Origin of the sequence: Pseudomonas sp. PS01298, from assembly GCF_029959745.1 — a bacterium.
GTDB classification, from domain to species: Bacteria; Pseudomonadota; Gammaproteobacteria; order Pseudomonadales; family Pseudomonadaceae; genus Aquipseudomonas; species Aquipseudomonas aylmerensis.
In genome coordinates this window covers 59120-85414 of record NZ_JASCPP010000014.1, presented here as the reverse complement: position 1 = coordinate 85414, position 26295 = coordinate 59120, and the positions used below count along the sequence as shown (strand labels likewise).

Below are 26295 nucleotides of genomic sequence, written 5' to 3'. Positions count from 1 at the left end.
GGCTTGCCTGCGATGAGGGCGTGTCAGCCAGTAAATGTGCAGGCCGACACACCGCTATCGCAGGCAAGCCAGCTCCCACATTTTGATCTTCACAGGGCACGACTTTAGCGTTGCTTCATGCGGTCGATAATCACCGCCAGCAACAGGATCGAACCACGGATCACATACTGGTAGAAGGTGTCGATGTTCTTCAGGTTCATCGCGTTCTCGATGATCGCCAGGATAAGCACCCCGGCAATCACATGACGGATCATGCCGATACCACCGCTCAACGAGACCCCGCCCAGGACGCAGGCCGAGATCACCGTCAGCTCGAAACCCTGGCCGATCATCGGTTGGCCCGAGGTCATGCGCGAGGCCAGGATCACCCCGGCCAGCGCGCCGATCAAACCGTGCACTGCAAAGATGATGATCTTGGTGCGGTCGACGTTCACCCCGGCCAGCAGCGCCGCTTCCTGGTTGCCACCAATCGCCATGGTGTTGCGCCCGTAGGTGGTGTAGTTGAGCAACCAGCCGAAGAACACAAAGCACAGCACGGTGATGATGATCGGCACCGGCACGCCCATCAGTTGGCCGTTGCCGAACACGAAGAAGCCTTCGTCCATCACCCCGACGGCCTTGCCGTTGGAGAAGATGTAGGCCAGGCCGCGCACAATCTGCATGGTCGCCAGGGTCGCGATCAACGCGTTGATGCGCAGCTTGGCGATGACGATACCGTTGATCAGCCCCACCACCAGGCCCATGGCCAGGGCGGCGGACACACCGAGCACCACGCTGTCGGTGTCGCGGATCACGATCCCCGCCACCACGCCGGCGCAGGCGATCACCGAGCCCACCGACAAGTCGAAGTGCCCCGACGCCAGGCAGAACAACATGGTGCACGCCGCGATGCCCACGGTGGAAATCGCCAGGCCCAGGCCGCGCATGTTCAGCGGCGAGAGGAAGTTGTCGATAAACAACGCGCTGAGCACAAAGATGCTGAGTGCCGCCAGCAGCATCACCCAGTCATCGAGAAACTTGCGCTGGTTGAAACCCGGCCAGAAGCCCTTTGCAGTTTTTACCTGAGACATAGCCAAACCCTCTTATTCTTCAAGCCCGCGAACGCGGGAGCGCCAGTTGCAGCAGCCGTGCTTCATCCGCTTGATCGCGGGTCAGTTCGCCGGTCAGGGCGCCTTCGCTCATCACCAGGATGCGGTCGGAGATGCCCATCACTTCCATCAGGTCGCTGGACACCACGATCACCGCGATGCCGCTGGCGGCGAGGTTGTGGATGATCTGGTAGATCTCCGACTTGGCGCCGATATCGATGCCACGCGTCGGCTCGTCCAGCAGCAGTACTTTCATCGGCATCGACAGCCAGCGGCCGAGAATGGCCTTCTGCTGGTTGCCCCCCGACAGGTACATGATTTTCTGCTCGGCGTTCGGCGTCTTGACCTTCATCGCCTTGATCTGCTTGTCGGCGTTGCCCTTCTCCCAGCCGTCGCGCAGCAGCCAGCCAAACGTGGCATGCGCACCACGCGCGCTGATGTTGATGTTCTCGGCGACGCTGGACAGCGGAATGATGCCCTCCTTCTTGCGGTCCTCCGGGCACAGCAACACGCCAGCGGCGATGGCATCGCGGGGCGAGCGCAAGGGCAGCGCCTGCCCGTTCAATTCCAGGTGGCCGGCGGTCGCGCGCTCCAACCCGCTGAGCAACCGGAACAGCTCGGTCCGCCCGGCACCGACCAGGCCAAACAGCCCGAGGATCTCGCCCTTGTGCACTTGCAGGCTGACCGCCTCACGCAGGCCCGGGCCAAGCAGCCCCTCGACCTTCAGCGCCACCTCGCCCTGCTCGCGCGGGCGATAGTCATAAATGTCCTGGATGTCGCGGCCGACCATGCAGGTCACCAGCTGATCGTGGGTCAGCGTGCTCATGTCCTCGAAGGTGCGCACGTAGCGACCATCCTTGAACACCGTGACGGCGTTGCAGATGCGGAACACTTCTTCCATGCGATGGGACACGTAGAGCACCACTTTGCCCTCGTCGCGCAGCCGCGTGATGATCGCCATCAAGCGGTCGATCTCGCGGGCGGACAGGCTGCTGGTCGGCTCGTCGAAAGCAATCACATGCGCACCCCGCGACAGCGCCTTGGCGATTTCCACCAGTTGGCGCTGCCCGAGGGACAGCCGCCCGAGCTTTTCGTCGGGGTCGATCTCATCGGCCAGGCCTTTGAGGCAAGCCAGCGCCTGCTGGCGCAACAGCCCGCGATTGACCACGCCAAAACGCGTCGGCAAATGCCCGAGGAACAGGTTCTCTGCCACCGTCATTTCCGGCACCAGGTGCAGTTCCTGGTGGATCACCGCGACGCCGTTGGCGATGCTGTCGGCGGCGGATTTGAAGTCCATGGTCTGCTCGCCGATCTGCAGCGTGCCGCTGCTCGGCAGGTAGGCGCCGCCGAGAATCTTCAGCAGGGTCGACTTGCCGGCGCCGTTCTCGCCCATCAGCGCATGTACCGAATGCGGCCGCGCTTCAAAGCTGATCTGCGCCAGGGCTTTCACACCGGGAAACTCCTTGCCGATGCCATTGAAACGCAGGGCCGCGCCGCTCATTTCCACAGCCCGATTTTGCTCAACTCTTGCTTGAAATTGTCGCGGGTGATCAGGGTGACATTGTCCAGGGCGGTGAACTTGGCAGGCTCGGTGCCTTTGGTGACCCACTCGAACATCGCGCTGGCGGTTTTGTAGCCCGAGGCATCCGGGCTCAGCAGCATCGAGCCGTAGAAACCGGTATTGGATTTCTTCAATTCCTCGATTGCATCGGTACCGTTGATGCCGACACCGATCACGTTGGCCGCCTTGAAGCCGGCGCTTTCCGTGGCGCGTACGCCGCCCAGCACGGTGCTGTCGTTCATGCCGCCGATCAGCAGGTTTTTCGCACCACTGGGCAGCTTCACCAGCGCCGAGTTGGTGGCGTCCATGCTGCCGGGGACGTCGAGGGTTTTCTGCGCGCTGAAGAGGATATGGTCAGCCGGCAGGCCCGCCGCCTTGAGGCCTTCCACCGAGCCGTCGGTGCGTTTCTTGCCGGTTTCCAGTTCGTCGAAGGTGTTGATCACGGCGTAGGTTTCTTTCCAGTCCCAGCCGCGTTTTTTCGCTTCGGTGGCCATGGCTTCGCCTTGCTTCTGGCCGATCTTGTAAGCGTCCAGGCCGACGTAGGGCACGTCTTCCATAGGCTTGCCCTTGGCGTCGACGAAACGGTCGTCGACCGCCAGCACCTTGAGGTTATTGAGCTTGGCCTTGGCCATGATCGCCGGGCCAAGGGACACGTCCGGCGGGCAGATCACAAAGCCCTTGGCGCCGTTGGCCGCGAGGGTGTCGATGGCCGACAGGGTCTTCTCACCGTCGGGCACCGCGATCTTGATCACGGTGAAACCCTGGTCCTTGCCGGCCTTTTCGGCGAAGGCCCATTCGGTCTGGAACCAGGGTTCTTCGGCCTGCTTGACCAGGAAGCCGATCTTCACTTCTTCGGCGAGTGCCACGCTGCTGAACGCCATCGCGAGCGCCAGAGTGCCTAGTGTCTTCTTGAACATGAGCCACCTCTTGTTGTTATTGAGCGTTACAAGTTCTAGTCGTGGTACATCACGGACCGCCCGCCATCGATCATCAGGCAGGTCGCATTGATGAAAGGCGCCTCGTCAGTCGCCAGGAACAATGCGGTCATCGCCACTTCGATCGGCTGGCCGATGCGCTTGGGCGGGTGCAGGTCGAACGCACGCTGGCGTTCGGCGTGGGGGTCGGGGAAACCGTTCCAGTAGTCGACGTTGAGCTGGGTTTCGATGTAGCCCGGCGCGATGGCATTCACGCGGATGCCCTTGGGCGCGTATTCGATGCCGAGCGCGCGGGTGAGGCCGAGCAGGCCATGCTTGGCCACCGGGTATGGGAAGCAACCGGGAATGATGTGGCTGGAATGGGTGGAGGCGATGTTGATGATGTTGCCGATGCCCTGCTCGATCATGTGCGGCAGCACCGTACGGCAACCGTACCAGGCGCCGTCGAGGTCGATGGCGAAGCAGCGGCGCCAGTCCTCGTCGGTCATCTCCAGCGGGTCGCGGAACACGTTGACCCCGGCGCAGTTGACCAGCACATCGACGCGACCGAAGCGTTCGATGGCGACATTGACCAACGCCTGCCACTGCGTCTTGGAGGTGATATCGACGGGTTGCGCGACGATCTCGGCGCCACGTTCGCGCCAATGGGCGGCGACTTTCTCGACCTTGTCGCCCTGGATATCGGCAATCACCAGGCGTGCCTGCTGGGCCTGGAAACAGGCGACGATCGCCTCGCCAATGCCCTGGGCGGCGCCCGTGATGATCACCACTTTGTTCTTCAGCCGTTCACCATAGGTGGGCTCGGGCACAGCGGGTAACGACAACGGTTGGGGCTGCATCGCTTCACCTGTTTTATTTTTGGTAGTGAGTGCTGATGCAGGCGACTATAAACCCATCTTTTGAAATATCTCAATATATAAATTTGCATCCCATATAGTGAGCAAAAATCAAAAAAAGTGGGAGCAGGCTTGCTTGCGAATGCCGTGGCCAGTCACACATGAGTTGACTGATCCAGCGCATTCGCGAGCAAGCCCGCTCCCACCTGTTGATCTTCAGTGTCTACAGGCTGGGGGACTAGCCGAGGGCAAAGTCGCGCAGCGCATCGCCTTCCATGCGGTAGCGAACCCACTCTTCCTGCGGCTGGGCGCCGATAGATTTGTAGAAGGCAATCGCCGGCTCGTTCCAGTCCAGCACGCTCCACTCGAAACGGCCGCAGCCGTTGTCGCAAGCGATCTTGGCCAAATGCCGCAAGAGCTTCTTGCCGGCGCCACCGCCGCGTTGCTCGGGGTTGATGTACAGGTCTTCGAGGTACAGGCAGTTGCTGCCCAGCCACGTGGAGTAACTGAAAAAGAACACGGCAAAACCGATCGGCAAGCCGTCCCGCAAGCAGATCAGGCCATGGGCGGTCGCGCCCTCGCTGAACAGGCTGCGCTCGATGTCCGCGACACTGGCGATCACTTCATGCCGGGCTTTCTCATACTCGGCAAGCTCGGTGATGAAAGCCAGGATCTGCGCAGCATCGCTGGGCACGGCGGGGCGAATCTCGATGGTCATGGGCGAGCCTTGGGCAATTTCAAAGCACACATACTAAGACGCTTTCATGACGAGTTGCAGTGCAATTTCGAGAGGGTGCGGGTGCTTTACTCCGTCGCGCAGTGATCCGAGCACCACCAACCACAGAACAATCGCCGTGGCCGCCCATGGTAAACAGTCGGCATAACGCCAACGATTCGAGACTTGCCCATGCACGCCACTCCGCCGGTGGGCGCGAAGACTTTCGCGCTGTTCTGCCTTGCCAGCTTTCTGCTGTCCCTGTCCTACGGTTCGACGTTTTTGCTGTCGCTGCTGATTCACGCGCGCGGCGGCAACGACCATGATGCCGGCAGCGTGATTTCCATGGCGATGCTCAGCACCTTCGTGGCCGTGGTGCTCTCCGGGCATTTGGCCGATGCACTGGGCGCTGCCCGGGCAATTGCCGGGATGGGCGTGTTGCTGGTGGTAGCGTGCCTGGGTTTTGCCCTAGTGCCCGGGTTTGGCCAAGGCTTGATGGTGTGCGGGCTGGCCCTGGGGTTGGGTTGGGGCGTGTTCTACACACTGGGGCCGATCATCGTGACCTTGCTGGTAGAACCACGGCAGCGAGCCAAGTACTTTGCGCTGCTGTCGGGCAGCATGCTGAGTGGGATCGGCTCCGGCCCCCTGCTCGGGCGGGCCGCCAGCGCGCTGGACCTGCCCCTGACCAGCGCGTTCTATATTGCCGGGCTGGCCAGCCTCGCCGGTGTGGTGATGTTCTGGCGTATGGGCGCTCGGCTCAAGCATCACGCGAACGTGCCAGCCGCACGTATTTCCTGGGCTGCCAGCCGCAGAGTGCTGTCTTCCAGGGCGGCGTTCGCCATCCTGATGGTCGGCTTGGGAGGGTGCGTATTTGGTGGGCTTTCATCGTTCCAGACCAGCTACGCAGCCGCGCATGGCCTGGACTATTCGCTGTTCTTCGGCGGGTTCCTGAGTGCCGCCATTACCAGCCGCCTGTTGATCGCCGGCTTCTTGGTCAAGCGCGACGCCTACCGCGCCGCCTGCGTGTTGTCCGGGTTGATGCTCGGGTCGATCGCCCTGTTTGCTTTTGGGGTGAGCGGCAACCTCAGCTACCTGCTCGCGGCTGCCACGTTGGGCGTGGGTTACGGCCTGACGTACTCGGTGATCAACGGGCTGGTGGCCAATGAAGCACCGCCCGGCACCACGTCCCAGGCCCTGCTTTTGTTCAGCCTCGGGTACTTTGTCGGCGTGTTTGGCTTTCCGCTGCTGGCGGGCAAGATCATCGTCGAGTACGGCCTGTCGACCCTGATGCTCTGCGTGCTGGCCATCGCCGCACTGAACTGGATGATCACCGTGGCCCGCCTGATCGCGCGCAGGCTTTCGGCACACAAAATCTTACAGGTGGGCTAATACCGTTCGTCGCCATCAAGGCACGAACGCCGAAGCCGGGCGGACCAATAGAGGGTAAGGACATTAATCATATGGAGACACCCTCATGAAGAATTCCAAGTTTGCCGCCCTCGCCCTCACTGGCCTTTTGTCTGCCACATCGCTGGGCGCCTTCGCTGCCACCTCGTCCACCGGCAAGACTGACCCGGCCGGCAGCTCGCCAAACCCTGCCACCCAGGAATCCCAGGACTCGATGGGCACCGGCATGGACACCAACGGCGGCGCGATCATCCAGCCAGGCGCAGACCCGCGCACCCAGGGCAACGACACCCAACGCCAAGCTCCGGCCGCCGTCGGCAATGGCAAGATGGGCCCCGCGATCAATCAACCCAACATCAACAAAGGCGACGACTCGAACGTGCCTGGCGCGCCGAAACAGCCTGCGCCTTGATGGATCGATAGCAACACCAACACCCGATCATTTCCCAGTGAAGAGGTACGCATGAACGTCGATAGAAACCTTGAAAAAGAAGTCCTCACCCGCCTGTTGCACGCCCACCCGAACGGCCTGGGCAAGGAGGTGCTGGATAACTACCGCGGCGAAAAGGTGGTGGCCAGTGTCTTGGCGTTCCTCCAGGACCGCGGGCTGATCAAGGATGGGCATGTGACCACCGACGACGCCGGTGAATACTCGTTGAACCTGCCGATCAAGCTGACTGCCTCCGGTGTCGACGAGGCGCGCAAGCTTGAAAGTGAAAGCCCTCAGTAATCCATTTTGTCTGGTCTGGCCCTGGCGACAGGGCCAGTGGGAGTATCGCAATGCCTCTAGGAAGCAAAGCCAAATACACCGCCGCACAGAAGCGCAAGGCTGCCCGTATCGAACAGAGTTACGAGCACCAGGGCGTACCCAAGGATGAAGCTGAGGCCCGCGCCTGGGCTACCGTCAACAAGCAGTCTGGCGGTGGCGAAAAGGCCGGTGGCTCGGGTCAGCGTAAAGCCCCGCAGGAAAAGTCCCAGGCCCGCAGCGACTCGGCCAAGCGCGCCGTGGCCAGCCGTGACGGCCATGCGCGCAACAGCCGGGCCTCATTGGCGGCGCAAACCAAGCAGAGCTTGCTGCAGGAAGCGCGGGCCAGGGCCATTCCGGGCCGCTCAAGCATGCGCAAGGATCAACTGATTGAAGCGCTGCGAAAGGCTGGCTGACGCCAGTCTTCCGAACATTTCAACACCCATTCCGGGCTGTGGTGAGGAGCTTGCTCCGGCTGCGCTGTCGAACCGTAGTAAGCTCCCTCGCCACCACTCGCCCACATATTTTTTTTCGCGATGTCGCCAATCAGCGATGCGCCGAGACCAGCAGCATCATCGGACGCTCTTGCTCTTCTGCCAACGCTGGCAGGGCCTTGAGGTCGGCTTCGCTCGGCCCCCACTCCTGCACATGGCTCAGCGTGAACCCCGTCTGGATCAGCATATTGAGCAACGTGCCCAGGGTACGGTGCTGCTTGATCACGCCCTCGGCCAACCAATTCGTCACCCGTGGCCCCTCTAATTGGTAACTGTCCACCGGCCAGCTTCTGCGACCCTGAGCATCGACCTGCCAGCCTGGGTTGCGCGGCGCCATGAAGATCGGGTGCTCGATGGAAAACACCAGCCGCCCACCCGGCACCAGCGCTTGATGGAGGTTCTGGAACAACCGCTTAAGGTCGACGATGTAATGGAACGCCAAGGAGCTGTAGGCCAACTCGAATGTGCCCGCCGGCAGGTCGAGTTGTTCCAGGTCGGCGATGGCGTAGGTGACGGTCGGCGCCAAGGTCATCGCCCGGGCCCGCGCCAGCATCTTGTGCGACACATCCAGGCCGAGCACCTGTGCGGCGCCCTGCTCCTGGGCCCAGCGACTGAACCAGCCATAACCGCAGCCCAGGTCAACCACGTTCAAACCGGACATCGGCGGCAGCAAGGCCTGCAAGGCGGGCCACTCGGGCGCGCCGGCGAGGCCCTCCACCGAGCGGCTCATTTTGCTGTAGCCCTCGAAGAAGGCCGGCGTGTCGTAGATGTTCTGGGTCATGGGACGGCTCCGTAATGAGTGCCCCTATTCTGCCAACAACGCGTCCACTTCGGCAGCCCCTGGCGAAGTCGCCGGGCCCCAGCGCGTGACCGCCAGGGCAGCGGCGGCGTTGGCGCGACGGGCTGCCTGGGCCGGTTGCAGGCCGCTGGCCAAACCGGCCAGAAACACTCCGGCATGGGCATCGCCCGCACCGTTACTGTCGACCGCCTGGACCTTGAAACCCGGCACATGCTCAGCCTTGCCCCGACGACTGACCCAGCAACCCTGCGGACCGTCGCGCACCACCAACAAGGCCTCGGCAGGCAAATGTCGAGTGAGTGCGAGCAGCGCATCGGCGAGCGTCGTGGCCCCGGTAAACGCGAGCGCCTCCGGGCCGTTGCTGGTCCAGATATCGATACGCGGCAGCAAGGCAACCATCAACGCCGAGTCCGGCGCCTTGACCAAGGGGCCCGGGTCGAACACCACGGGTATAGCGCGCGGCAGGGCCAGCAGCCAATCGAGCAACGCCTGCGCCTTGCCCTCGAGCAACAGGCTGTAGCCGCTGACGTACACATAGTCGTCTGCCCGTGGCACGACGCCCGCCAAGTCCTCGGCCGTCAAATCGCCTTCAGCGCCGATATGGGAAATGAAGGTGCGCTCGGTGGTGGCTTCGGTCAGCGACACACACAGGCCGGTGTCCTTGTCGTCACTGGCCGCCTGGGCGATTTCCACGCCTTCGGCCTGCATGGCCGCACGGGCCAGGTCACCGAAGCGCCCGCGGCCATGGCGCCCGAGGTACACCACCGGCAACCCATTGCGGCGCGCGGCGGCCATCACGTTGAAACCGCCGCCGGCTTCGAAGCTGGCCGACTGCGCCAGCACGTCGCCGCCGGTCGCGGGCAGGGTGTCGAGGGCCATGACCAGGTCAACGATGACCTGGCCGGTGTGCAGCAATCTAGACATTGTGACTCTCGACTAAAGCCGGACGACGGTCAGCCGCGCCGCCCAGCAGCGCATAAATCCCGCCGGCCACCAGGAAGGTGACAATCCAACCCAGGCCGTTATGGCCCAGCCAGGAGTCGGACAACGGCCCGGCGAACCAGATGTTTTCGGCAGTGGTGCCGATGGTGGTGAAGCTGAAGCCGAGCACGATCGCCACGGCCCAGGCGCCGAACGCGCGCCACTCAACCCCGCCACGGTACCAATAGGCGCTGCTGGGGCTGACGTCGAGCAGGTCCTTGGGGCTGTAGTAGTGACGGTGGATCAGGTCGACCACGAAGATCCCGACCCACGCGGTGATCGGTACCGCGAGCAACGAGATGAAAGTGATGAACGGGCCGTAGAAACTGTCGGCGATCAGCATGAAGTAGATGGAGCCGGCGAAGATCGCCACGATATCGACGATCACCGCGTGCACACGTTTGACCTTCAAGCCGAGGGTCAAGGTGGTGAGGCCGGCCGAGTACACCGACAAGTTGTTCGACAGCAGCAGCCCACCGAAGGCGGTGATCAGGTACGGCACAGCCATCCAGGTCGGCAGCATGTCGCGGATCGCGATGATCGGGTCAGTCGCCGACGCCAGGTCGTTGTTGCCCACCGACAGCAGGCCGCCGAGGGTGATCAGCAGCACCAGCGGAATGCCCGCACCGAACGCGGCGGACGCCACCAGGCGCACGGCCTTGACGCTGCGGTGCTGGTAGCGCGACATGTCCGCACCGGCGTTGGCCCAACCGATCCCGGTACCCGCCGCCATGGTGCCGATACCGATGATCATCGCGCTCAACGGCGCCGGGGTGGCGTTGAACACCGCGCTCCAGTCGATGGTGGCGCAGAGGAAACCGCCGACCAGGATGTTCAATGCGCCGAACACGTAGGTCGACCATTTCTGGATCACCAGCAAGGTCGCGTGGCCGAGGCCGGAAACGGACAGGGTCAGCAGCACGAAAATGGCGATGAAGATCAGCGTCAGCAGCGGCGCGCTCTTGGCCTCGACCGGCGAGCCGAACAGGATCGAACACAACGACAGCAACACGAAGGCGGCGGTGGTGGTGTTGACGGTTTCCCAGCCCAGGCGCGACATCAGCGAGACCAGCGTCGGTCCGATGTTGCCGCGTACCCCGAAGATCGCGCGGGACAGCGTCAGGCTCGGCGCACGGCCACGTCGGCCGGCAATCGAGATGATGCCCACCACCGCGAAAGAGCCGGCGGCGCCGAGGATCGCGACGATGATCGCCTGCCAGATCGCCAGGCCGCGAAACGCTACCAGGGTCGCGCCCAGCGGCAAGCCGAGGATGCTGATATTGGCCGCAAACCACACCCAGAACAGTTGCAGCGGATGGCCGTTGCACTCGCCTTCAGGGACCGGTTCGATACCACGTGTTTCCAATTGCCCGGCACTTTGGCCGGAAGAAGTGCTGCTCATGAGGGGTGCTCCTGGTGCCTGTATTGTTGTGGTTGTGGCAGAGAATCAAAGCGTTAACCGGTCATCCTGACTCGACGCGACCTGTGTAGGAGCCGGGGGGCACGCCTACAAGGTTCAGCGCAATGTAAGCAGCCCCGCGACCAACGGCTGAAAATCCAGGCCATTGACCTGCTTGACCTGTTCGATCATCGCTTCAGGCCAGCACTGCAGGCCCAGACAGGCGCCGAGCATGGCGCCGAGGATCGCGGCGATGGTGTCGGTGTCTCCGCCAAGGCTGGCGGCCAGGCAGAGCGCCTCGAAAGCGTCCAACTCACCCACCGCCACTTGCTGGGCGAGGGCAAACGACACCACCACGGACTCCTGGGAAGCGACGGAGGTGCCGATCAATTCATACAGCAGCTCGGCAAACAGGGCCTTGTCGCCGCTGCCGACGCTCAGGGTTCGCGCCCAACTGATGCGCGTGGACATCCGTCCGCCAGCCACCCAGTGGCCATGGCTTTCTGCCTGCTGGGCGATCTGCGTGCCGATGTTCAGCGCTTCACCGAGGTCCACGCCATTGATGCCAGCCGAGACTACCGCCGCGACTGCCGCCGCGCTGGAGATGCCCAGCGTGGTGTTATGGGTCACCTGGCACGCCTGGATCACCGCCTGGATGAACTGCAGCGGGTCACTGACGTCGGCGGCAATCCCCACCGGCGTGATGCGCATCGCTGCGCCGTTGGTGGTGCCATAGCGCCCGGATTCTTCCGGGGTGTGGCCGGCGAGGATCATGTCGATGGCGCGCTTGGTGGACGGCCCGAGCAGATCCTGCGAACCCTTGGCACGCATCACCGCTTCCCAGTCGATCAGGCGTTGGGCGAGCACGGTCGGCTCGATGCTGCCCTGCCCTTCGACCAGCAACTCGCCGACCAGGATCGCCTGCTCGGTGTCATCGGTGATGGAGCCGGCCGGCATGTTGGGGGCGATGGGCTGATCGGCGTCGGCGTCTTCCAGGCCGGTAATGGCACCGAAACGCGCGCGGACCTGCTCGCGGCTCAAGGATTGGGTGGGCATGCCCAGGGCATCACCCAACGCCAGGCCGTAGAAAGCGCCGAGGGCGCGATTTTGCCGGGTCATTTCGACGCTCCGAACTGCAGGTGCAGGCGAAAGTGCAGAGGGTCGAGCAAACTTTCGACGTACTCCATGAAGCGTTCGCGACGGTCATAAGTGGTACGCGAGGCCTTGAGAAACACGCTGCCGGCTGGACGGCCGAGCAACTCGGCGTCTTCATCGCTCAAGGGCTCGGCGCCGATCCACTGGTCACCTTCGGCGCCCACATAGCCGTAGGCGGCCAGGGTGATGGTCAGGGAGTTGTCGATCAGCCCCACACGCGGCAGGCTGTCGAGGCCACCGGCAGCAGGCATCAGCGAGCGCTCCAGCGACACGGCTGTGCCATCGGTGGTACGCCGGCGGCGGTCGAGGGCGATGAATTGGTCAGTGCCGAAACGGCTGAGCAGGTCCGGGCGGGTGACCGCTTCCAGGCGCAGGATGTCGGTGGTCACCAGCGCGCCGGTGTCAGCCAACGCCTGGGCCCAACCGCTGCGCTGGTCGAGCACCATGCCGTCAAAGGTGACGATGGAGCCGACGCCGCTCTGGGTGGCGATGTAATTGCGCCGCTTGAGTTCGGCCAGGGCTTCGCGCAGGGTGCCTCGGCTGACCGCAAACTCCTCGGCCAATTGATGCTCGCCCGGCAGCAGGAAACCGTCGGCCATCACCCCACCCTCGATACGGCGGATGAGCTCGTCGACGACGCGTTTTTTCTTATCAAATCGAACATGTCTAATCATGTACAAATTGATAACCGAAACCGCCCGATCACAGCAAGCGAATTATTTCAGGGGGAAGGGAAAAACGCCCTCAGGGCTCCAGGCCAATCGGGAAAAAGACCCCGTCGCTCCACACGCCCAGCCAGTTCTGACCGTTGATCGGACGGCTCACCGCCAGCTCCACCAGTTGGTAGAACACGTTGCGATGCACCAGGGCTTCGAGGTTGGTGCGCACCCGCACATACGGCGCAGGTTCCTGGGTGACGGGGTCGATGACCACCCGCAGAGGGTGCTCAAGCCCGGCGTCGATCAGTTCATCGACGTTGGTAGTAAAGCGCAGCACCTGGCTGTCGCCCTGCCCCTGCACGTCCAGGGTCACGGCCACAAACGGCGCGTCATCGACACGGATGCCGACCTTTTCCACCGGCGTGACCAGGAAATAATCATCGCCATCGCGGCGGATGATGTTGGAGAACAACTTGACCATCGGCTTACGCCCGATGGGCGTGCCCTGGTAGAACCAGGTGCCATCGCGGGCGATGCGCATATCGATGTCGCCGCAGAAATCCGGGTTCCACAGATGCACCGGCGCCGGTCCCTTGCCCTTGGGCAGTTGGGCCAACAGATCATTGGCCTTGGCGGAATCGGTCATGGGGATCTCCTGTGTCTTACTGATCGCTCATTCCCAGCAGGCCGCGGGCGTACTGCGCCAGGGGGCGGGCAATCAGATCTTCTGGCTTGTTGTCGTGGAACGTCAGTAAACCGCCACGACTGCGAATGCGTGCAGTATCAATCAAATACTGGGTGCTGGTCTCGATCAACATGATCTGGATTACGCCGCTGTCCAAGCCTACGCGGTCGAGGGCCTGCTGGTCGGTCCATTCATCGGCATTGCCGATACGGTCATCCGCCGCGGCAAACCGGCAGTACAACAGGTAGTGCGCGCCGGCCGCACGGGCTTCGGCCATGGCTTGTTCGAGGCCTTCGGGCTGACGTGCACGACGCACCATGGGGAAGTATTCGACAAAGCCGTTGAAGGCTTCCTCGGCGACCACGTTAGGTCGCGGGTACGCGCTGCCCGGTGGCACGAACGCACCCTGGGCGATAAACACAAAGGAATCCGGCTGTATGCGAACCGAGGCGGTCCGGCGGGTATCGCTGTGGTCGAGCAACCCGGCGTCGCTCATCTGATAGCGGGTGCCTTCGGCCATATCGCTGACGGTCATGCAACCACTCAGCGTCAACGACGCCAGCAACAAAACCAGGTTACGCATCCTAATCCTCCAGAAGCCGGTGACGGAAAACCGGCGAATGGGCACGAGATGCAGAATCCAGGCCACTCGCAAGCAGCGCAAAGCAAATGGGGGAGCGGCTTGCTCGCAAATGCGGCGGATCAGTCGATATTTCCTTGGACCGGCCCACCGAATGCGCGAGCAAGCCCGCGCCCACAGGGTTCTGCGCCAGCCTGGGCTAGCCGCCGATGATCTTCATGATGGTGGCGCCGCCCGAGAACGCGACTTCCTGCTTGTCACCCAACGCCTTCATCAACAGGCCCTGCAAGGCCGGCAGTGCCTGATGGCGGGGTTGATCCAACAGGTCGCCGACGTAGTGACGGTTGCTCGACGACAGGCAACCGTGCAACCAGCCGGTGGACGACAGCCGCAGCCGCGAACACGTACGGCAGAACGGCACGCTTTCATTCGCGATGACGCCAAAGAAGCCTTTGCCCGGCACTTCGTAGCGCACTGCCGTGGCATCGACCGGCGCGTTGGCCTGCAGGTATTCATACTGCTCGCCGATCAGGCTGAGCAATTGCTGAAGGCTGACGAATTGCTGCAGGAATGCATTCGAGTCCTTGGCCAGGTGGCCCATGCGCATCAACTCGATAAAGCGCAACTCGTAGCCTCGCTCCAGGCAGTAGTCGAGCAACGGCATCACCTGATCGAGGTTCTGGCCGCGCAGGGGCACCATATTGACCTTGATCTTGATCCCGGCGGCGCGGGCCTGGTCCATGCCATCAAGCACAGTGGCCAGGTCACCGCCACGCGCGATGCTGCGAAAAGCGTCGGCATCCAGGGTATCGAGGGAGACGTTGATGCGCCGAATACCGGCGTCCACCAGCAGCGGCAGTTTGCGCGCGAGCAACTGGCCATTGGTGGTCAGGCTGATATCACTGAGCCCCATCCCGCCGACAGCGCCCATGAAGGCTTCCAGCTTGGGGCTGACCAACGGCTCGCCGCCGGTGATGCGAAGGCGTTCGATCCCCGCCGCCTCGATCAGATAGGCCACGCCACGAGCCATGGCCTCGGCCGAGAGTTCGTCCTGGGCAGCCACCAGCCGCTTGCCGTTTGGCACGCAGTAAGTACACGCGTAATTGCAGGCTGAGGTCAGGCTGATCCGCAAATTGCGAAAACGCCTGCCTTGACGATCAACGATCATGGATCACTCCGGCAGAGGATGAATCGGGCGCGCTAAAAGCTGACCTATAAATCAGCTTTTAGCAAGGTCCTTGCCTGAGTATATTCCTGGGGTACTGCGCCCGACAGCAACTATCAGGTGGCAGGCGTTTCGGCAGGCGCCTGTGGCAGCTCGGCGCTGTGCTTGCGTTTGTTGCCCATGCGCACGCCAATGTCCATCAGGAACTGGAAGAAGCCTTCCTGATCTTCCAGCACATTACTCCAGAACGGCGAGTGATACAGCGCCACGGCGCCGTGCACCAGGGCCCAGGCCGCGCAGTAGTGGAAATACGGCGGTACGTCTTCCAGCTTGCCTTCGCTGATGCGGCCCTTGATCAGCAGGGTCAGGCGTTCGAAGTTCGAGGCGCGGATCTTGTGCAGTTCCTCGACCATCTCCGGCACCTGATGGCCCTTGACCACTTTCTCTTCCAGGCGATCAAACAGGCGGTAGCGCTGCGGGTCACGCATGCGGAACTCGAAGTAGGCGCGGGACAGCGCCTCCTTGTCCTTGTCGACATCGGCCGAATGCAGCAACTCGTTCAAATCACGCTCGTAGTCGAGCATCAGGCGCAGGTAGATCTCGGCCTTGGACTTGAAGTGCTTGTAGATCGTGCCTTTGCCGATACCGACGGCATCCGCGATCATCTCGACGGTGACGCTGTCTTCACCCTGTTCGAGGAACAACTTGAGTGCGGTGTCGAGAATTTCCTGCTCACGGCGGCGAAACTCTCGGACCTTACGGGGTTCTTTGTGCATGAGGAAGAGGTCTGCAGAGGTCGGAATAGGGAGGGTTGCGCAGGGCCACGGATACGCGGCGATACGATTTACCCAGTGCGAGGGATTATCCCGACTGAACGGTCGTTGGGCAACGTCTATGTGAACCCGCCGCACACTTTAGTTTCGGCGCGCCAACGTTTCCTTTGATTTCAGTCAGAAATAATACGCAACAACTATCCACGTGCACCCAGCCAATGAGAACTCAAGCGAAGCGCGCGTATTCCAAATCTGTTTAAAAAACGATCAGATGCGACTGGACTGAATGGGATACTGATCAATACTTGAACTGTCGGCGTGACATCTCCCCCAAGTGACGCGCCGACCTGGGTACCGACGGACTGTGTGCCCTTGTTTTACTCCTAATGGTCTTAACCCGGATTCACCCCCCCAGAACCCGGGTTTTTTTTGCCTGCGATTTGAGCCTGTCAGCCGGCGACGTGGGCCAACGGGAACAGGCGCTTGAAGTTGTCGGTGGTCTGCTGTGCAAAGCGCTCGTAAGACTCACCCCGCAGCATGGCCAGGTAATCCGCCACATCCCGTACGTATTCCGGCAGGTTCGGTTTGCCGCGATGAGGAATGGGCGCCAGGTACGGCGAATCGGTTTCCACCAGCAGGCGGTCGGCCGGCACCTGGCGTGCCACGTCGCGCAGGGCATCGGCATTGCGGAAGGTGACGATGCCCGACAGGGAAATGTAGAAGCCCAGGTCCAGGGCCGCCTTGGCCATGTCCCAATCTTCGGTAAAGCAATGCAGCACGCCGGCCTGGGGCAACGCGGCCTCGCGCAGCAACGCCAGGGTGTCGGCACGCGCGCCACGCGTGTGGACGATTACCGGTTTGCCGGTCTGCTGGGCCGCTTGCAGGTGCAGGCGAAAGGAGGCCTGCTGCAGGTCGGCGGCTTCGGGCTCGTAGTGGTAGTCCAGGCCGGTTTCGCCAATCGCTACCACACGCGGGTGGTTGAGTTCGCCCAGCAGCCAGTCGAGGGCCGGGGCTTCACCGGGCTTGAGGTCCAGCGGGTGGATACCCACCGAGCAGTCCACATCGGCGTAGCGCTCGGCCAGGGCTTTGACGTCGGCGGCGTTCTCGGCGCTGACGCCGATGCACAGGAAGTGCCCTACCCCACGCTGGCGAGCCGCTTCAAGGGCAGCATCAAGGGAGCCACCGTGCTGGGCAAGGTCGAGGCGATCGAGGTGGCAATGGGAGTCTACGAGCATAGGAATCTACAACTTGAGTCGCGGAAAGTGTCTGGCCAACGATACACCCGTCGGCCACCAAAATTAACGCCGGCCGAGCAAGCCGACCCACTGCACCAGCAGCGCTTCGAGCAGCAGGACACGGTTGAGGTTGGCCTTGCCGAGCACTTTCTGGCGCTGGGCGAGGATCCAATCCTGGACGTTCAGCACCTTGTCTTGCGCACTTTTCTGCGCGAGGTACTGCACCACCTTGCGCATGTCCGGCAGGCCCAGGCCGCTTTCATCCTGGGTCAGCTGGTAGCGCAGGATCAGGCTCGACCAATCGCAGAACCAGTCGAACAGCAAAAGCAGGGGGATGTCCTTCCAGGCGCTTTCGGCCAACTGCGTGGCAGACAGCTCTTGCTTGAGCAGCTTCTTCACGCCGTCGACCACCAGCGCGCGTTGCTCACGCACGCCCTGGGCCTGCAGCTTCACAGCCGCCAGCGGTGAGCCCGCCGCCAGGGTGAGCAATTCGACCCGCTCCTCCTCGGAGCACTCCGGCAGCGCCTTGGCCAGCCACTGCAGGCTCATGGCTTCGCTCGGCAACGGGCATGCCTGCTGCACGCAACGGCTGCGGATAGTCGGCAACAAGCGGCTGGACTGGTGACTGACCAGCAGCAACACAGTGTCGCCGGACGGTTCTTCGAGGCTCTTGAGCAAGGCGTTGGCGGCGTTAATGTTCATCGCCTCCACCGGCTCGATCAGCACCACCTTGCGCCCGCCCATCTGCGCGGTTTGCACCACGAAGCTGACGAGGTCACGCACCTGGTCGACCTTGATCGCCTTGTCGGCTTCCTCGGGTTCGAGCAGGTAGTTATCCGGGTGGCTGCCGGCCTTGAGCAACAGGCAGGACTTGCACTCACCGCAAGCCTGCAGGTTGACCGGACGCTGGCACAGCAGGCTGGCCATGAGTCGCTCGGCCAAATCACGCTTACCGATCCCCGCCGGCCCGTGCAGCAGGTAGGCGTGGGCGTGCTGGGCACGCCCGGCCAGTTGTTGCCAGAGGCTGTCCTGCCACGGATAGGCTTCAGCCACGGGCGCGCTCCAGCAGGTTCGGCAACAGGGCATCGATGGCTTGCTGCACCTGGGCCAGCGGCTGCGCAGCATCCAGCAGGTAGTAACGCGCAGGCTCAGCCTTGGCGCGCTTGAGGAACGCCGTGCGCACGGCGTCGAAGAAGGCCTGCCCTTCGAGCTCAAAGCGGTCCAGGCGACCGCGCGCACTGGCGCGGGCCAGGCCGACTTCCACCGGCAGGTCGAAGACCAGCGTCAGGTCAGGGCGCAAGTCGCCTTGAACGAAGGTTTCCAGGGTGGCGATGCGCTCCAGGGACAAGCCGCGACCACCGCCCTGGTAGGCATAAGTGGAGTCGGTGAAGCGGTCGCAAATCACCACGGCACCGCGCGCCAGGGCGGGGCGGATCACTTCAGACAGGTGCTGCGCGCGCGCAGCAAACACCAACAGCAACTCGGTATCCGCATTCATCTGTTCCTCGCCCGGGGCCAGCAACACTTCACGGATGCGCTCTGCCAGCGGCGTGCCACCGGGCTCGCGGGTCAACACCACCTCGATGCCCTCAGCGCGCAAACGCTCGGCCAGGTAATCGCGGTTGGTGCTTTTGCCGGCGCCTTCGGGGCCTTCCAGGGTAATAAACAAGCCAGTCACGGGCAGTCCTTAGTCAGAGTCATTGCGGGCTTTGCGGTGCGGCGGTGTCCGGCGCAGGCTCAGCTGGCTTTTCAGCCGGGGCTTCGGCCGATGGTGCTGCGTCTTGCGCAGGGTTCACGACCGGTGCCGGGCTGGAGCGGTAATCGGCCCGGCGCTTGAGCTGGAACTCGCGCACGGCGGCATTATGCGCATCCAGGTTGTCGGAGAAAATATGACTGCCATCACCCCGGGCGACGAAATACAGGCTGCTGCCCGGCACCGGGTTCAGCGCCGCATGGATCGCTTCGCGGCCGACCATGGCGATCGGTGTCGGCGGCAGGCCAGCCACCATGTAGGTGTTGTAGGGGTTGGCTTCCTTGAGGTGTGCACGGGTCAACTTGCCGTTGTAGCGCTCGCCCAGGCCGTAGATCACGGTGGGGTCGGTCTGCAGCAGCATGCCGATCTTCATGCGCCGCACGAACACGCCGGCAATCTGGCCGCGCTCCTCGGGCACGCCGGTCTCTTTCTCCACCAGGGAGGCCATGATCAGCGCTTGATAAGGGTCAGTGTACGGCGCATCGGCGGCGCGTTTGCTCCACTCCTGGGCGAGTACGTCGTCGAGGCGGTTGTAGGCTTTTTTCAGGAATTCGACATCGGTCATGCCGCGCACGAAGCGGTAGGTGTCCGGGAAGAACCGCCCCTCAGGGAACACGCCAGGGTGACCGAGCTTCTCCATCACTTCACTGTCAGTCAGGCCCGCGAGGGTCTGTACGATCTTTTCATGCTTGGCCAGAGCGAGGCGTACCTGACGGAAATTCCAACCTTCCACCAGCGTCAGGCTGTACTGCACGACTTCGCCACGCTGCCACAGGCCGATCAGGCCCTGTGCGGTCATGCCCGGGGTCATGCGGTATTCGCCACTGTGCAAGGGCTGACCATCAAGGTTAAAGCGCCAGTACAGGCGCAACCAGAAGGCGCCGTCGAGCACGCCGTCGGCTTCCAGGCGATTGAACGTACCGGTGGGCGTCGCCCCGGCCGGCACATCAAGCAATTGCTCCTGGGTCAGGTTCAAGGGCTGCTTCAGGGTGGAATCGAGTTTCCAGGCGGAAAACCCCAACAGCAAAGCCGCCGAGAACAGACCGATCAGCAGCAGTACAACCAGTTTTCGTATCAACTCAAGCATCCAATAGCGCGCGAACAATGCCCTGCAGTTTACGGGTGAGCGGCCCAACCGGCCAGCTCATCGCAGCGCAGCCACGCACCGGCCAAATGCCATACACGCTGTTGCACACAAAGACTTCGTCAGCCTGTTGCAACTGCTCGAGACTCACGTCAGCCACGGCTACCGGGACGTCCAGGGCTTGTGCCTGGGCCAGGATCTCGGCGCGCATGACCCCGGCAACCCCGCAACGATTCAGATCGGCGGTTAGTAACAAGCCATTACGCACCAGGAACAAGTTGCTGAAAACGCCTTCGATGACCCGCCCGGACATATCCAGCATCAAGCCTTCGGCATGTTCGGCATCTTGCCACTCGGCACGGGCAATCACTTGCTCCAGGCGGTTGAGGTGCTTGAGACCGGCCAGCAAGGGCTGCTCGGACAAGCGGGTGGCGCACGGAAACAGGCGGATACCGTCGGTTCCATGGGCTTGGGGATAATGAGCAGGCGCATTGCCCTGCAGGAGACGGCGCACCGGTGCACCAGGGTTGAAACCATAACCGCGCAGGCTGTCGCCGCGGGTGAGGATCAACTTGAGGACACCGTCGCCGAGGGCGGCGGCATAAGCCAGCACTTCGCTGCGGATCAACGCGTGATCCGCCGCTAAAGCGAGGCGCTTGCAGCCCTCTTCGAGGCGCTGCAAGTGGCGGTCGAGCAACACCGGTTGCCCGGCCCTGACGGCGAGGGTCTCGAACAGACCATCGCCATACGCCAGGCCGCGATCTTTCAGGGGCACGCTGTCCGCTGGCTGACCGTCGACCCAGCTGTGCATCACTCGGCGAACCGGCGGAACACCAGGGAACCGTTGGTGCCGCCAAAGCCAAAGGAGTTGGAGATCACCACGTCGATCGGCATCGGCTGCGCTTCGTGCGGCACGAAGTTCAGGTCGCAGCCTTCGTCCGGCTCATCCAGGTTGATGGTCGGCGGAGCGACCTGATCCTTGATGGCCATCACGCTGAAGATCGCCTCGACCGCGCCCGCCGCGCCCAGCAAGTGGCCGGTCATGGACTTGGTGGAGCTGACTGCCAGCTGGTAGGCGTGCTCGCCGAACACCGACTTGATGGCTTCGGCTTCCGCCAAATCGCCCGTCGGGGTCGAGGTGCCGTGGGCGTTGATGTACTGCACCTGCTGCGGATTGACCTTGGCATCGCGCAGGGCATTGGTGATGCAACGCGCAGCGCCGGCACCGTCGGACGGTGGCGAGGTCATGTGGTAGGCGTCGCCACTCATGCCAAACCCGATCAGCTCGGCGTAGATGGTCGCACCACGCGCCTTGGCGTGCTCCAACTCTTCGAGTACCAGCGCGCCGGCACCGTCGGACAGCACGAAACCGTCGCGGCCCTTGTCCCAGGGACGGCTGGCGCGGGTCGGTTCGTCGTTGCGGGTCGACAGCGCACGGGAAGCACCGAAGCCGCCCATACCGAGGCCACAGGCGGCCATTTCGGCGCCGCCGGCGATCATCACGTCAGCTTCGTCGTAGGCGATGTTGCGCGCGGCCATGCCGATGCAATGCGTACCGGTGGTGCACGCCGTGGCGATCGCGTAGTTAGGTCCCTGTGCGCCCAGGTGGATGGACAGGAAACCGGAAATCATATTGATGATCGAGCCCGGGACGAAGAACGGTGAAATTCGACGGGGGCCGGAATCATGCAGCGTGCGGCTGGTTTCTTCGATATTGGTCAAACCGCCAATACCCGAACCCATGGCCACGCCGATGCGGTCACGGTTGGCGTCGGTGACTTCCAGGCCGGCGTTACGCACTGCCTGAAAACCGGCTGCCAGGCCGTATTGAATGAACAGGTCGAGTTTGCGGGACTCCTTGACCGAGAGATAGTCCTCGACATTGAAGCCCTTTACCGAGCCGCCAAAACGGGTGGAATAGGCAGAAAGGTCCGTGTGTTCGATCAGACCAATACCACTGTGGCCAGCCAGAATGCCCTGCCAACTGCTCGGCACATCCGTGCCCAGTGGCGACAACATACCCATACCGGTGACTACGACGCGTCTACGCGACACAGCACTCTCCTTTTTCTTGATGACGACACTTTGCTTCGACGCTCACTTTTCATCAGGGCTAAAGAAAAAACCGCACGCCGTTACAGCAGTGCGGTTTTTCCCTAACAGCAAGCGACGACTACAAACTATTACGCCTGGTGGCTAGTAACGTAGTCGATAGCAGCTTGAACAGTAGTGATTTTTTCAGCTTCTTCGTCCGGGATTTCGGTCTCGAATTCCTCTTCCAGAGCCATCACCAGCTCAACGGTGTCAAGGGAATCGGCACCCAGGTCTTCTACGAAGGAAGCAGTGTTGACCACTTCTTCTTCTTTAACGCCCAGTTGCTCGGCGACGATTTTCTTGACGCGCTCTTCGATGGTGCTCATACCTTGTTTAACTCCTAATGGACAAATTCAGGCAGCTGGCCAGTGGGTAAGTGTATAGAAAGCCTTTTCAGCTTTTCAACTGAAAGCTTCACCCTGTACCCGGTCGGCCACCTGCCTATAAATTAAGTTGCAGCTTTATAACGGATTTTAGACAGCTCGTATGACATTTTTTTGAAGCGATCCGTCACAATTTAACTCATGTACATCCCGCCGTTCACCGGGATTGTAGCCCCAGTCACGTATGCCGCACCGTCGGATGCCAGGAAAGCGACCACATTCGCGATCTCTTGAGCCTGGCCCAGACGGCCCAGCGGAATCTGCGTCAGCAAGCCTTCACGCTGTGCTTCCGGCAGCTCGCGGGTCATATCGGTGTCGATGAACCCTGGGGCCACCGAGTTGACCGTAATCGACCGCGAACCGACTTCACGTGCCAATGCACGGCTGAAACCTTCCAGACCGGCCTTGGCGGACGCGTAGTTTACTTGGCCTGCGTTGCCCATGGCACCCACTACGGAGCCAATATTGATAATTCGGCCCCAACGCGCCTTGGTCATGCCGCGCAAAACACCCTTGGACAGGCGAAACAGACTGTTCAAGTTGGTATCGACCACGTCGTACCACTCGTCGTCTTTCATGCGCATCATCAGGTTATCGCGGGTAATCCCGGCATTGTTCACCAGAATCGCCGGCGCGCCGAACTGTGCGGTGATCTCGGCCAGTACGGCAGCCACGGATTCATCGCTGGTCACGTTCAGCTCAAGGCCGGTGCCCTGTACGCCGTTTTCCTTCAGGGTCGCGGCGATACGCTCGGCACCCGAGGCGGAAGTGGCGGTGCCGATCACAACGGCGCCCTGACGGCCCAGTTCCAGGGCGATCGCCTGGCCAATGCCACGGCTTGCGCCGGTAACCAGTGCAACTTTACCTTGCAGACTCATGCAGGCTTCTCCTAAGTTCGGGGATCAGGTTTCAGGCCTGTGCCGCAAGCGCGGCAGCGAAGGCATCCGGGGTATTGAGGTTGGCAGTCGACACGCCGTCGGCGCAGCGCTTGTTCAGGCCGGCCAGGACTTTGCCCGGGCCGCACTCGACCAGTTCAGTGGCGCCATTGGCAGCCAGGGTCTGCACCGATTCTACCCAACGCACGGGCCTGTAGAGCTGCTCCAGCAGGTCGCGCTTGAGGGTGTCGAGGTCTGCAGCCACGGCTGCGCTGACGTTCTGCACCAGCGGAATCTGCGGCGCCTGCCAGTTGATGGCAGCGATGGACTCGGCAAAACGCTCGGCCGCCGGGCGCATCAGCTCACAGTGCGACGGCACGCTGACCGGCAACGGCAGGGCGCGCTTGGCACCGCGGGCCTTGCAGCCTTCAATGGCGCGTTCGACAGCCGCCTTGGCACCGGCGATCACCACCTGGCCAGGGGAGTTGAAGTTCACCGCGCTGACCACTTCGCCCTGGGCCGCTTCGGCGCAGGCTTCGATCACCACGGCATCGTCCAGACCCAGGATAGCGGCCATGCCGCCCTGCCCGGCCGGAACGGCTTCTTGCATCAACTGGCCACGACGTTCAACCAGCTTGACCGCCTCACCCAGGGTCAGGCTGCCCGCCGCCACCAGGGCGCTGTACTCACCCAGGCTGTGACCGGCAACGAATGCCGGACGCGCGCCGCCTTGTGCCAGCCACAAGCGCCACAGGGCGATCGAAGCGGTCAGGATGGCCGGCTGGGTCTTGTCGGTTTGATTGAGTTGCTCTTCCGGCCCCTGCTGGGTCAGTGCCCACAGGTCGTAACCCAGGGCATCGGAAGCTTCCTTGAAGGTATCCAGGACCTGCGGATATTGCGCGCCCAGCTCGGCCAGCATGCCGAGGGACTGCGAACCCTGCCCTGGAAAGACGAATGCGAGGGATGTAGACATGTAACAAGCCCCTAATGATCTGGTCGTCGGAAATCGACGCCCCTACGGTGGGAGCGCACGAAACTGACAGATTGGATGGTCAATTGAACTGGCCGGTCACATTTAAGCATTCCCGGGCCGATTCGCCTAAGGCAACAGGTCCTCGAGACGGCCGTGCAAGCGTTGCGGCAGGTTTTCCTGGATCTCGATCAAGGCCCGTGCAATCGCGCTCTGAAAGCCTTCCACACCGGCAGAACCGTGGCTCTTCACCACAATGCCCTGCAGGCCGAGAAAACTCGCACCGTTATGCCGCGCCGGCGCCAGGTCAGCCTGCAGGCGCCGCATCAATGGCAGTGCCAGGGCACCCACCAGGCGCGACGCCAGATTCTGCTTGAACAAGGCCTCGATACGCGCAGCAATCATGGTCGCCAGGCCTTCGCTGGATTTGAGCAGGATATTGCCGACAAACCCGTCGCACACCACCACATCCGCTTCGCCACGGTACAGGCCATCACCTTCGACGAAGCCTACGTAGTTCAAACCCCGCGCGCCCTGCAGCAAGGTGGCGGCCAGCTTGACCTGCTGGTTGCCCTTGATGTCTTCGGTACCGATATTCAGCAAGGCCACGCGCGGGCGCGCCACGCCCAATGCTTCGGCAGCCACCGAGCCCATCACTGCGAACTGGAACAGGTGCTCGGCACTGCAATCGACATTTGCCCCCAGGTCCAGCAGTTGGCAGTAGCCTTTCTGCGTCGGAATCGCGGCCACCATCGCCGGCCGGTCAATCCCCGGCAGCGTCTTGAGCACGTGTCGGGACAGCGCCATCAACGCCCCGGTATTGCCGGCACTGACACAGGCTTGCACCTTGCCATCACGCAGCAACTCAAGGGCCACCCGCATCGAAGAGTCGGGCTTGCCGCGCAGGGCTGCCGCCGGCTTGTCATCCATGCTGATGGTTTCGCTGGCTGGTGTAATCGTCAGGCGCGCGGGATCCACCGCCGGATGGCTGGCAATCAGTTCTTCAAGAAGGGAGGGTTGACCGACAAGGGTCAGGTGCAGCGAGGGTGTGGCAGACAGGCTGGCAATGCAGGCCTGAACAATGCTGCGGGGACCGAAGTCCCCGCCCATTGCGTCAATCGCGATGACTAGGGCAGACAAGTGATTACTCGTCAGCGCCCTTGTCGATCACTTTACGGCCACGGTATACGCCTTCTGGCGATACGTGGTGACGCAGGTGAACTTCACCGGTGGTCTTTTCTACGGACAGGGTGCTAGCCTCGAGAGCGTCGTGCGAACGGCGCATGTCACGGGCGGAGCGGGATTTTTTGTTCTGCTGAACAGCCATAATTGATTAACTCCTAAACGTTTGGGTCACGCTTTAACTGCGCCAATACACTGAACGGGTTGGACCGCGTTACCTCGTCCTCGCTCGGTTCGGGCTCGTCATCGAGGCCCGCCGGCTGCTGGCATTCTTCCGGATGATGAGCAGGCACAATGGGCAAGGCGAGCAAAAGCTCCTCCTCGATCAGTGCATGCAGATCCAAAGGATCTTCGCCCAGTTCCAGCACGTCATAACCTTTCGGCAACGACTGGGTATTCGCACCCTCCTTCACCACAGCATAACTGCACTCGCTGTGGATCGGCAGGGTGACCAGCTCAAGACAACGCTGGCAAACCATTTTGACTTCGGTGTCGATAAAGCTGTGAATTACCACAGATTTACGTTCATCTCGTTCAAAAACGAATTTGGCCTGCACCGTACCGACAGTGTCGGAAAGCGGGTCGCAGAGTCTCTCCAAATCGGCCAGCAGCAACTCACCTTGAAGGGAGGTGCCACGATCAGCCAATTTGCGCGGGTCAACGTGAGGTGGAATCGGGTCATTCAACATAGGCGCAGCATTATAGGGATGCACCCAGCCATGTCAAAGGAAATTCAGCCCTG

Annotated in this window: 30 protein-coding genes; 4 read left to right on the top strand and 26 right to left on the bottom strand. The window is 62.2% G+C overall.

Annotated features, from left to right (window positions below; genetic code table 11):
- Positions 1-104: 104 nt before the first annotated feature.
- The 5 genes from araH to QMX97_RS08485 form a co-directional block, all read right to left on the bottom strand.
- Positions 105-1070, bottom strand: coding sequence for an L-arabinose ABC transporter permease AraH (gene araH / locus QMX97_RS08505; protein ID WP_025854166.1), 966 nt, complete (start codon positions 1068-1070; stop codon positions 105-107).
- A 19-nt stretch (positions 1071-1089) separates the two neighbouring features.
- Positions 1090-2589: an L-arabinose ABC transporter ATP-binding protein AraG gene (gene araG, locus QMX97_RS08500; RefSeq protein ID WP_106802875.1), complete on the bottom strand. Its 1500-nt coding sequence runs from the start codon at positions 2587-2589 to the stop codon at positions 1090-1092.
- Positions 2586-3566 (bottom strand): substrate-binding domain-containing protein, encoded by a 981-nt coding sequence (locus tag QMX97_RS08495; protein ID WP_065909335.1) that lies wholly within the window; start codon positions 3564-3566, stop codon positions 2586-2588. The genes araG and QMX97_RS08495 overlap by 4 nt, the downstream gene beginning before the upstream one ends.
- A gap of 35 nt (positions 3567-3601) precedes the next feature.
- Entirely contained in the window at positions 3602-4423 is an 822-nt protein-coding gene (locus tag QMX97_RS08490) for an SDR family oxidoreductase (protein ID WP_065909332.1), read from the bottom strand.
- A 235-nt stretch (positions 4424-4658) separates the two neighbouring features.
- Positions 4659-5138, bottom strand: a complete 480-nt coding sequence (locus QMX97_RS08485; protein ID WP_106802872.1) for a GNAT family N-acetyltransferase — start codon at positions 5136-5138, stop codon at positions 4659-4661.
- A gap of 189 nt (positions 5139-5327) precedes the next feature.
- On the opposite strand from QMX97_RS08485, the gene QMX97_RS08480 reads away from it, so the two are divergent.
- The 4 genes from QMX97_RS08480 to QMX97_RS08465 all read left to right on the top strand — a co-directional run bounded on the left by QMX97_RS08480 (position 5328) and on the right by QMX97_RS08465 (position 7703).
- Positions 5328-6524: an MFS transporter gene (locus tag QMX97_RS08480; RefSeq protein WP_282396700.1), complete on the top strand. Its 1197-nt coding sequence runs from the start codon at positions 5328-5330 to the stop codon at positions 6522-6524.
- Between the two features lie 85 nt (positions 6525-6609).
- The gene (locus QMX97_RS08475) at positions 6610-6954 is read left to right on the top strand and encodes a hypothetical protein (protein WP_065909324.1); all 345 of its coding nucleotides are present in this window, start codon (positions 6610-6612) and stop codon (positions 6952-6954) included.
- Between the two features lie 51 nt (positions 6955-7005).
- Complete coding sequence (locus QMX97_RS08470; protein ID WP_065909322.1) at positions 7006-7272, top strand: hypothetical protein; 267 nt, start codon at positions 7006-7008, stop codon at positions 7270-7272.
- 50 nt (positions 7273-7322) lie between these two features.
- On the top strand, positions 7323-7703 hold the full coding sequence (locus tag QMX97_RS08465) for a termination factor Rho (RefSeq protein ID WP_282396699.1): 381 nt from the start codon (positions 7323-7325) through the stop codon (positions 7701-7703).
- 130 nt (positions 7704-7833) lie between these two features.
- Here QMX97_RS08465 and QMX97_RS08460 read toward each other — a convergent pair whose 3' ends face one another.
- From QMX97_RS08460 to QMX97_RS08360, 21 genes are all read right to left on the bottom strand, one after another.
- Positions 7834-8562 carry a class I SAM-dependent methyltransferase gene (locus tag QMX97_RS08460; protein WP_282396698.1) on the bottom strand — a complete coding sequence of 243 codons (729 nt, stop codon included), beginning with the start codon at positions 8560-8562 and terminating at the stop codon, positions 7834-7836.
- Positions 8563-8586: 24 nt separating this feature from the next.
- The gene (locus tag QMX97_RS08455; RefSeq protein ID WP_065909315.1) at positions 8587-9504 is read right to left on the bottom strand and encodes a PfkB family carbohydrate kinase; all 918 of its coding nucleotides are present in this window, start codon (positions 9502-9504) and stop codon (positions 8587-8589) included.
- Positions 9497-10963 (bottom strand): cytosine permease, encoded by a 1467-nt coding sequence (locus QMX97_RS08450; RefSeq protein WP_065909313.1) that lies wholly within the window; start codon positions 10961-10963, stop codon positions 9497-9499. The genes QMX97_RS08455 and QMX97_RS08450 overlap by 8 nt, the downstream gene beginning before the upstream one ends.
- Positions 10964-11077: 114 nt before the next feature.
- Positions 11078-12079 (bottom strand): ADP-ribosylglycohydrolase family protein, encoded by a 1002-nt coding sequence (locus QMX97_RS08445; protein ID WP_282396697.1) that lies wholly within the window; start codon positions 12077-12079, stop codon positions 11078-11080.
- Positions 12076-12789, bottom strand: coding sequence for a GntR family transcriptional regulator (locus QMX97_RS08440; RefSeq protein ID WP_106802865.1), 714 nt, complete (start codon positions 12787-12789; stop codon positions 12076-12078). Before QMX97_RS08440 ends, QMX97_RS08445 begins: the two co-directional genes overlap by 4 nt.
- 70 nt (positions 12790-12859) lie before the next feature.
- A complete protein-coding gene (locus tag QMX97_RS08435; protein WP_065909304.1) occupies positions 12860-13420 on the bottom strand; it encodes a DUF1285 domain-containing protein in 561 nt (186 codons plus the stop codon).
- Between the two features lie 16 nt (positions 13421-13436).
- Entirely contained in the window at positions 13437-14042 is a 606-nt protein-coding gene (locus QMX97_RS08430; RefSeq protein WP_065909302.1) for a DUF4823 domain-containing protein, read from the bottom strand.
- 196 nt (positions 14043-14238) lie between these two features.
- The gene (locus QMX97_RS08425) at positions 14239-15207 is read right to left on the bottom strand and encodes a radical SAM protein (RefSeq protein ID WP_065909301.1); all 969 of its coding nucleotides are present in this window, start codon (positions 15205-15207) and stop codon (positions 14239-14241) included.
- A 113-nt stretch (positions 15208-15320) separates the two neighbouring features.
- Positions 15321-15980 carry a TetR/AcrR family transcriptional regulator gene (locus tag QMX97_RS08420; RefSeq protein ID WP_065909300.1) on the bottom strand — a complete coding sequence of 220 codons (660 nt, stop codon included), beginning with the start codon at positions 15978-15980 and terminating at the stop codon, positions 15321-15323.
- Between the two features lie 446 nt (positions 15981-16426).
- Entirely contained in the window at positions 16427-17212 is a 786-nt protein-coding gene (locus QMX97_RS08415) for a TatD family hydrolase (protein ID WP_065909298.1), read from the bottom strand.
- A 63-nt stretch (positions 17213-17275) separates the two neighbouring features.
- A complete protein-coding gene (locus tag QMX97_RS08410) occupies positions 17276-18265 on the bottom strand; it encodes a DNA polymerase III subunit delta' (protein WP_282396696.1) in 990 nt (329 codons plus the stop codon).
- The gene (tmk, locus tag QMX97_RS08405) at positions 18258-18890 is read right to left on the bottom strand and encodes a dTMP kinase (protein ID WP_065909293.1); all 633 of its coding nucleotides are present in this window, start codon (positions 18888-18890) and stop codon (positions 18258-18260) included. The genes QMX97_RS08410 and tmk overlap by 8 nt, the downstream gene beginning before the upstream one ends.
- A 19-nt stretch (positions 18891-18909) precedes the next feature.
- Complete coding sequence (gene mltG, locus QMX97_RS08400; protein ID WP_106802863.1) at positions 18910-20043, bottom strand: endolytic transglycosylase MltG; 1134 nt, start codon at positions 20041-20043, stop codon at positions 18910-18912.
- A 1-nt stretch (position 20044) separates the two neighbouring features.
- Positions 20045-20860 (bottom strand): aminodeoxychorismate lyase, encoded by an 816-nt coding sequence (pabC, locus tag QMX97_RS08395; protein WP_282396695.1) that lies wholly within the window; start codon positions 20858-20860, stop codon positions 20045-20047.
- Positions 20860-22104: a beta-ketoacyl-ACP synthase II gene (gene fabF, locus QMX97_RS08390; protein WP_065909287.1), complete on the bottom strand. Its 1245-nt coding sequence runs from the start codon at positions 22102-22104 to the stop codon at positions 20860-20862. The genes pabC and fabF overlap by 1 nt, the downstream gene beginning before the upstream one ends.
- Positions 22105-22232: 128 nt before the next feature.
- Positions 22233-22469: an acyl carrier protein gene (gene acpP, locus QMX97_RS08385; RefSeq protein ID WP_003175607.1), complete on the bottom strand. Its 237-nt coding sequence runs from the start codon at positions 22467-22469 to the stop codon at positions 22233-22235.
- Positions 22470-22660: 191 nt separating this feature from the next.
- Entirely contained in the window at positions 22661-23404 is a 744-nt protein-coding gene (gene fabG / locus QMX97_RS08380) for a 3-oxoacyl-ACP reductase FabG (protein WP_065909285.1), read from the bottom strand.
- A 31-nt stretch (positions 23405-23435) separates the two neighbouring features.
- Entirely contained in the window at positions 23436-24374 is a 939-nt protein-coding gene (gene fabD, locus QMX97_RS08375) for an ACP S-malonyltransferase (RefSeq protein ID WP_282396694.1), read from the bottom strand.
- Between the two features lie 126 nt (positions 24375-24500).
- The gene (gene plsX / locus QMX97_RS08370; RefSeq protein ID WP_282396693.1) at positions 24501-25511 is read right to left on the bottom strand and encodes a phosphate acyltransferase PlsX; all 1011 of its coding nucleotides are present in this window, start codon (positions 25509-25511) and stop codon (positions 24501-24503) included.
- Between the two features lie 4 nt (positions 25512-25515).
- Positions 25516-25698, bottom strand: a complete 183-nt coding sequence (rpmF, locus tag QMX97_RS08365) for a 50S ribosomal protein L32 (RefSeq protein WP_003179396.1) — start codon at positions 25696-25698, stop codon at positions 25516-25518.
- 13 nt (positions 25699-25711) lie between these two features.
- Positions 25712-26242 (bottom strand): YceD family protein, encoded by a 531-nt coding sequence (locus QMX97_RS08360; protein WP_010566563.1) that lies wholly within the window; start codon positions 26240-26242, stop codon positions 25712-25714.
- Positions 26243-26295 lie beyond the last annotated feature (53 nt).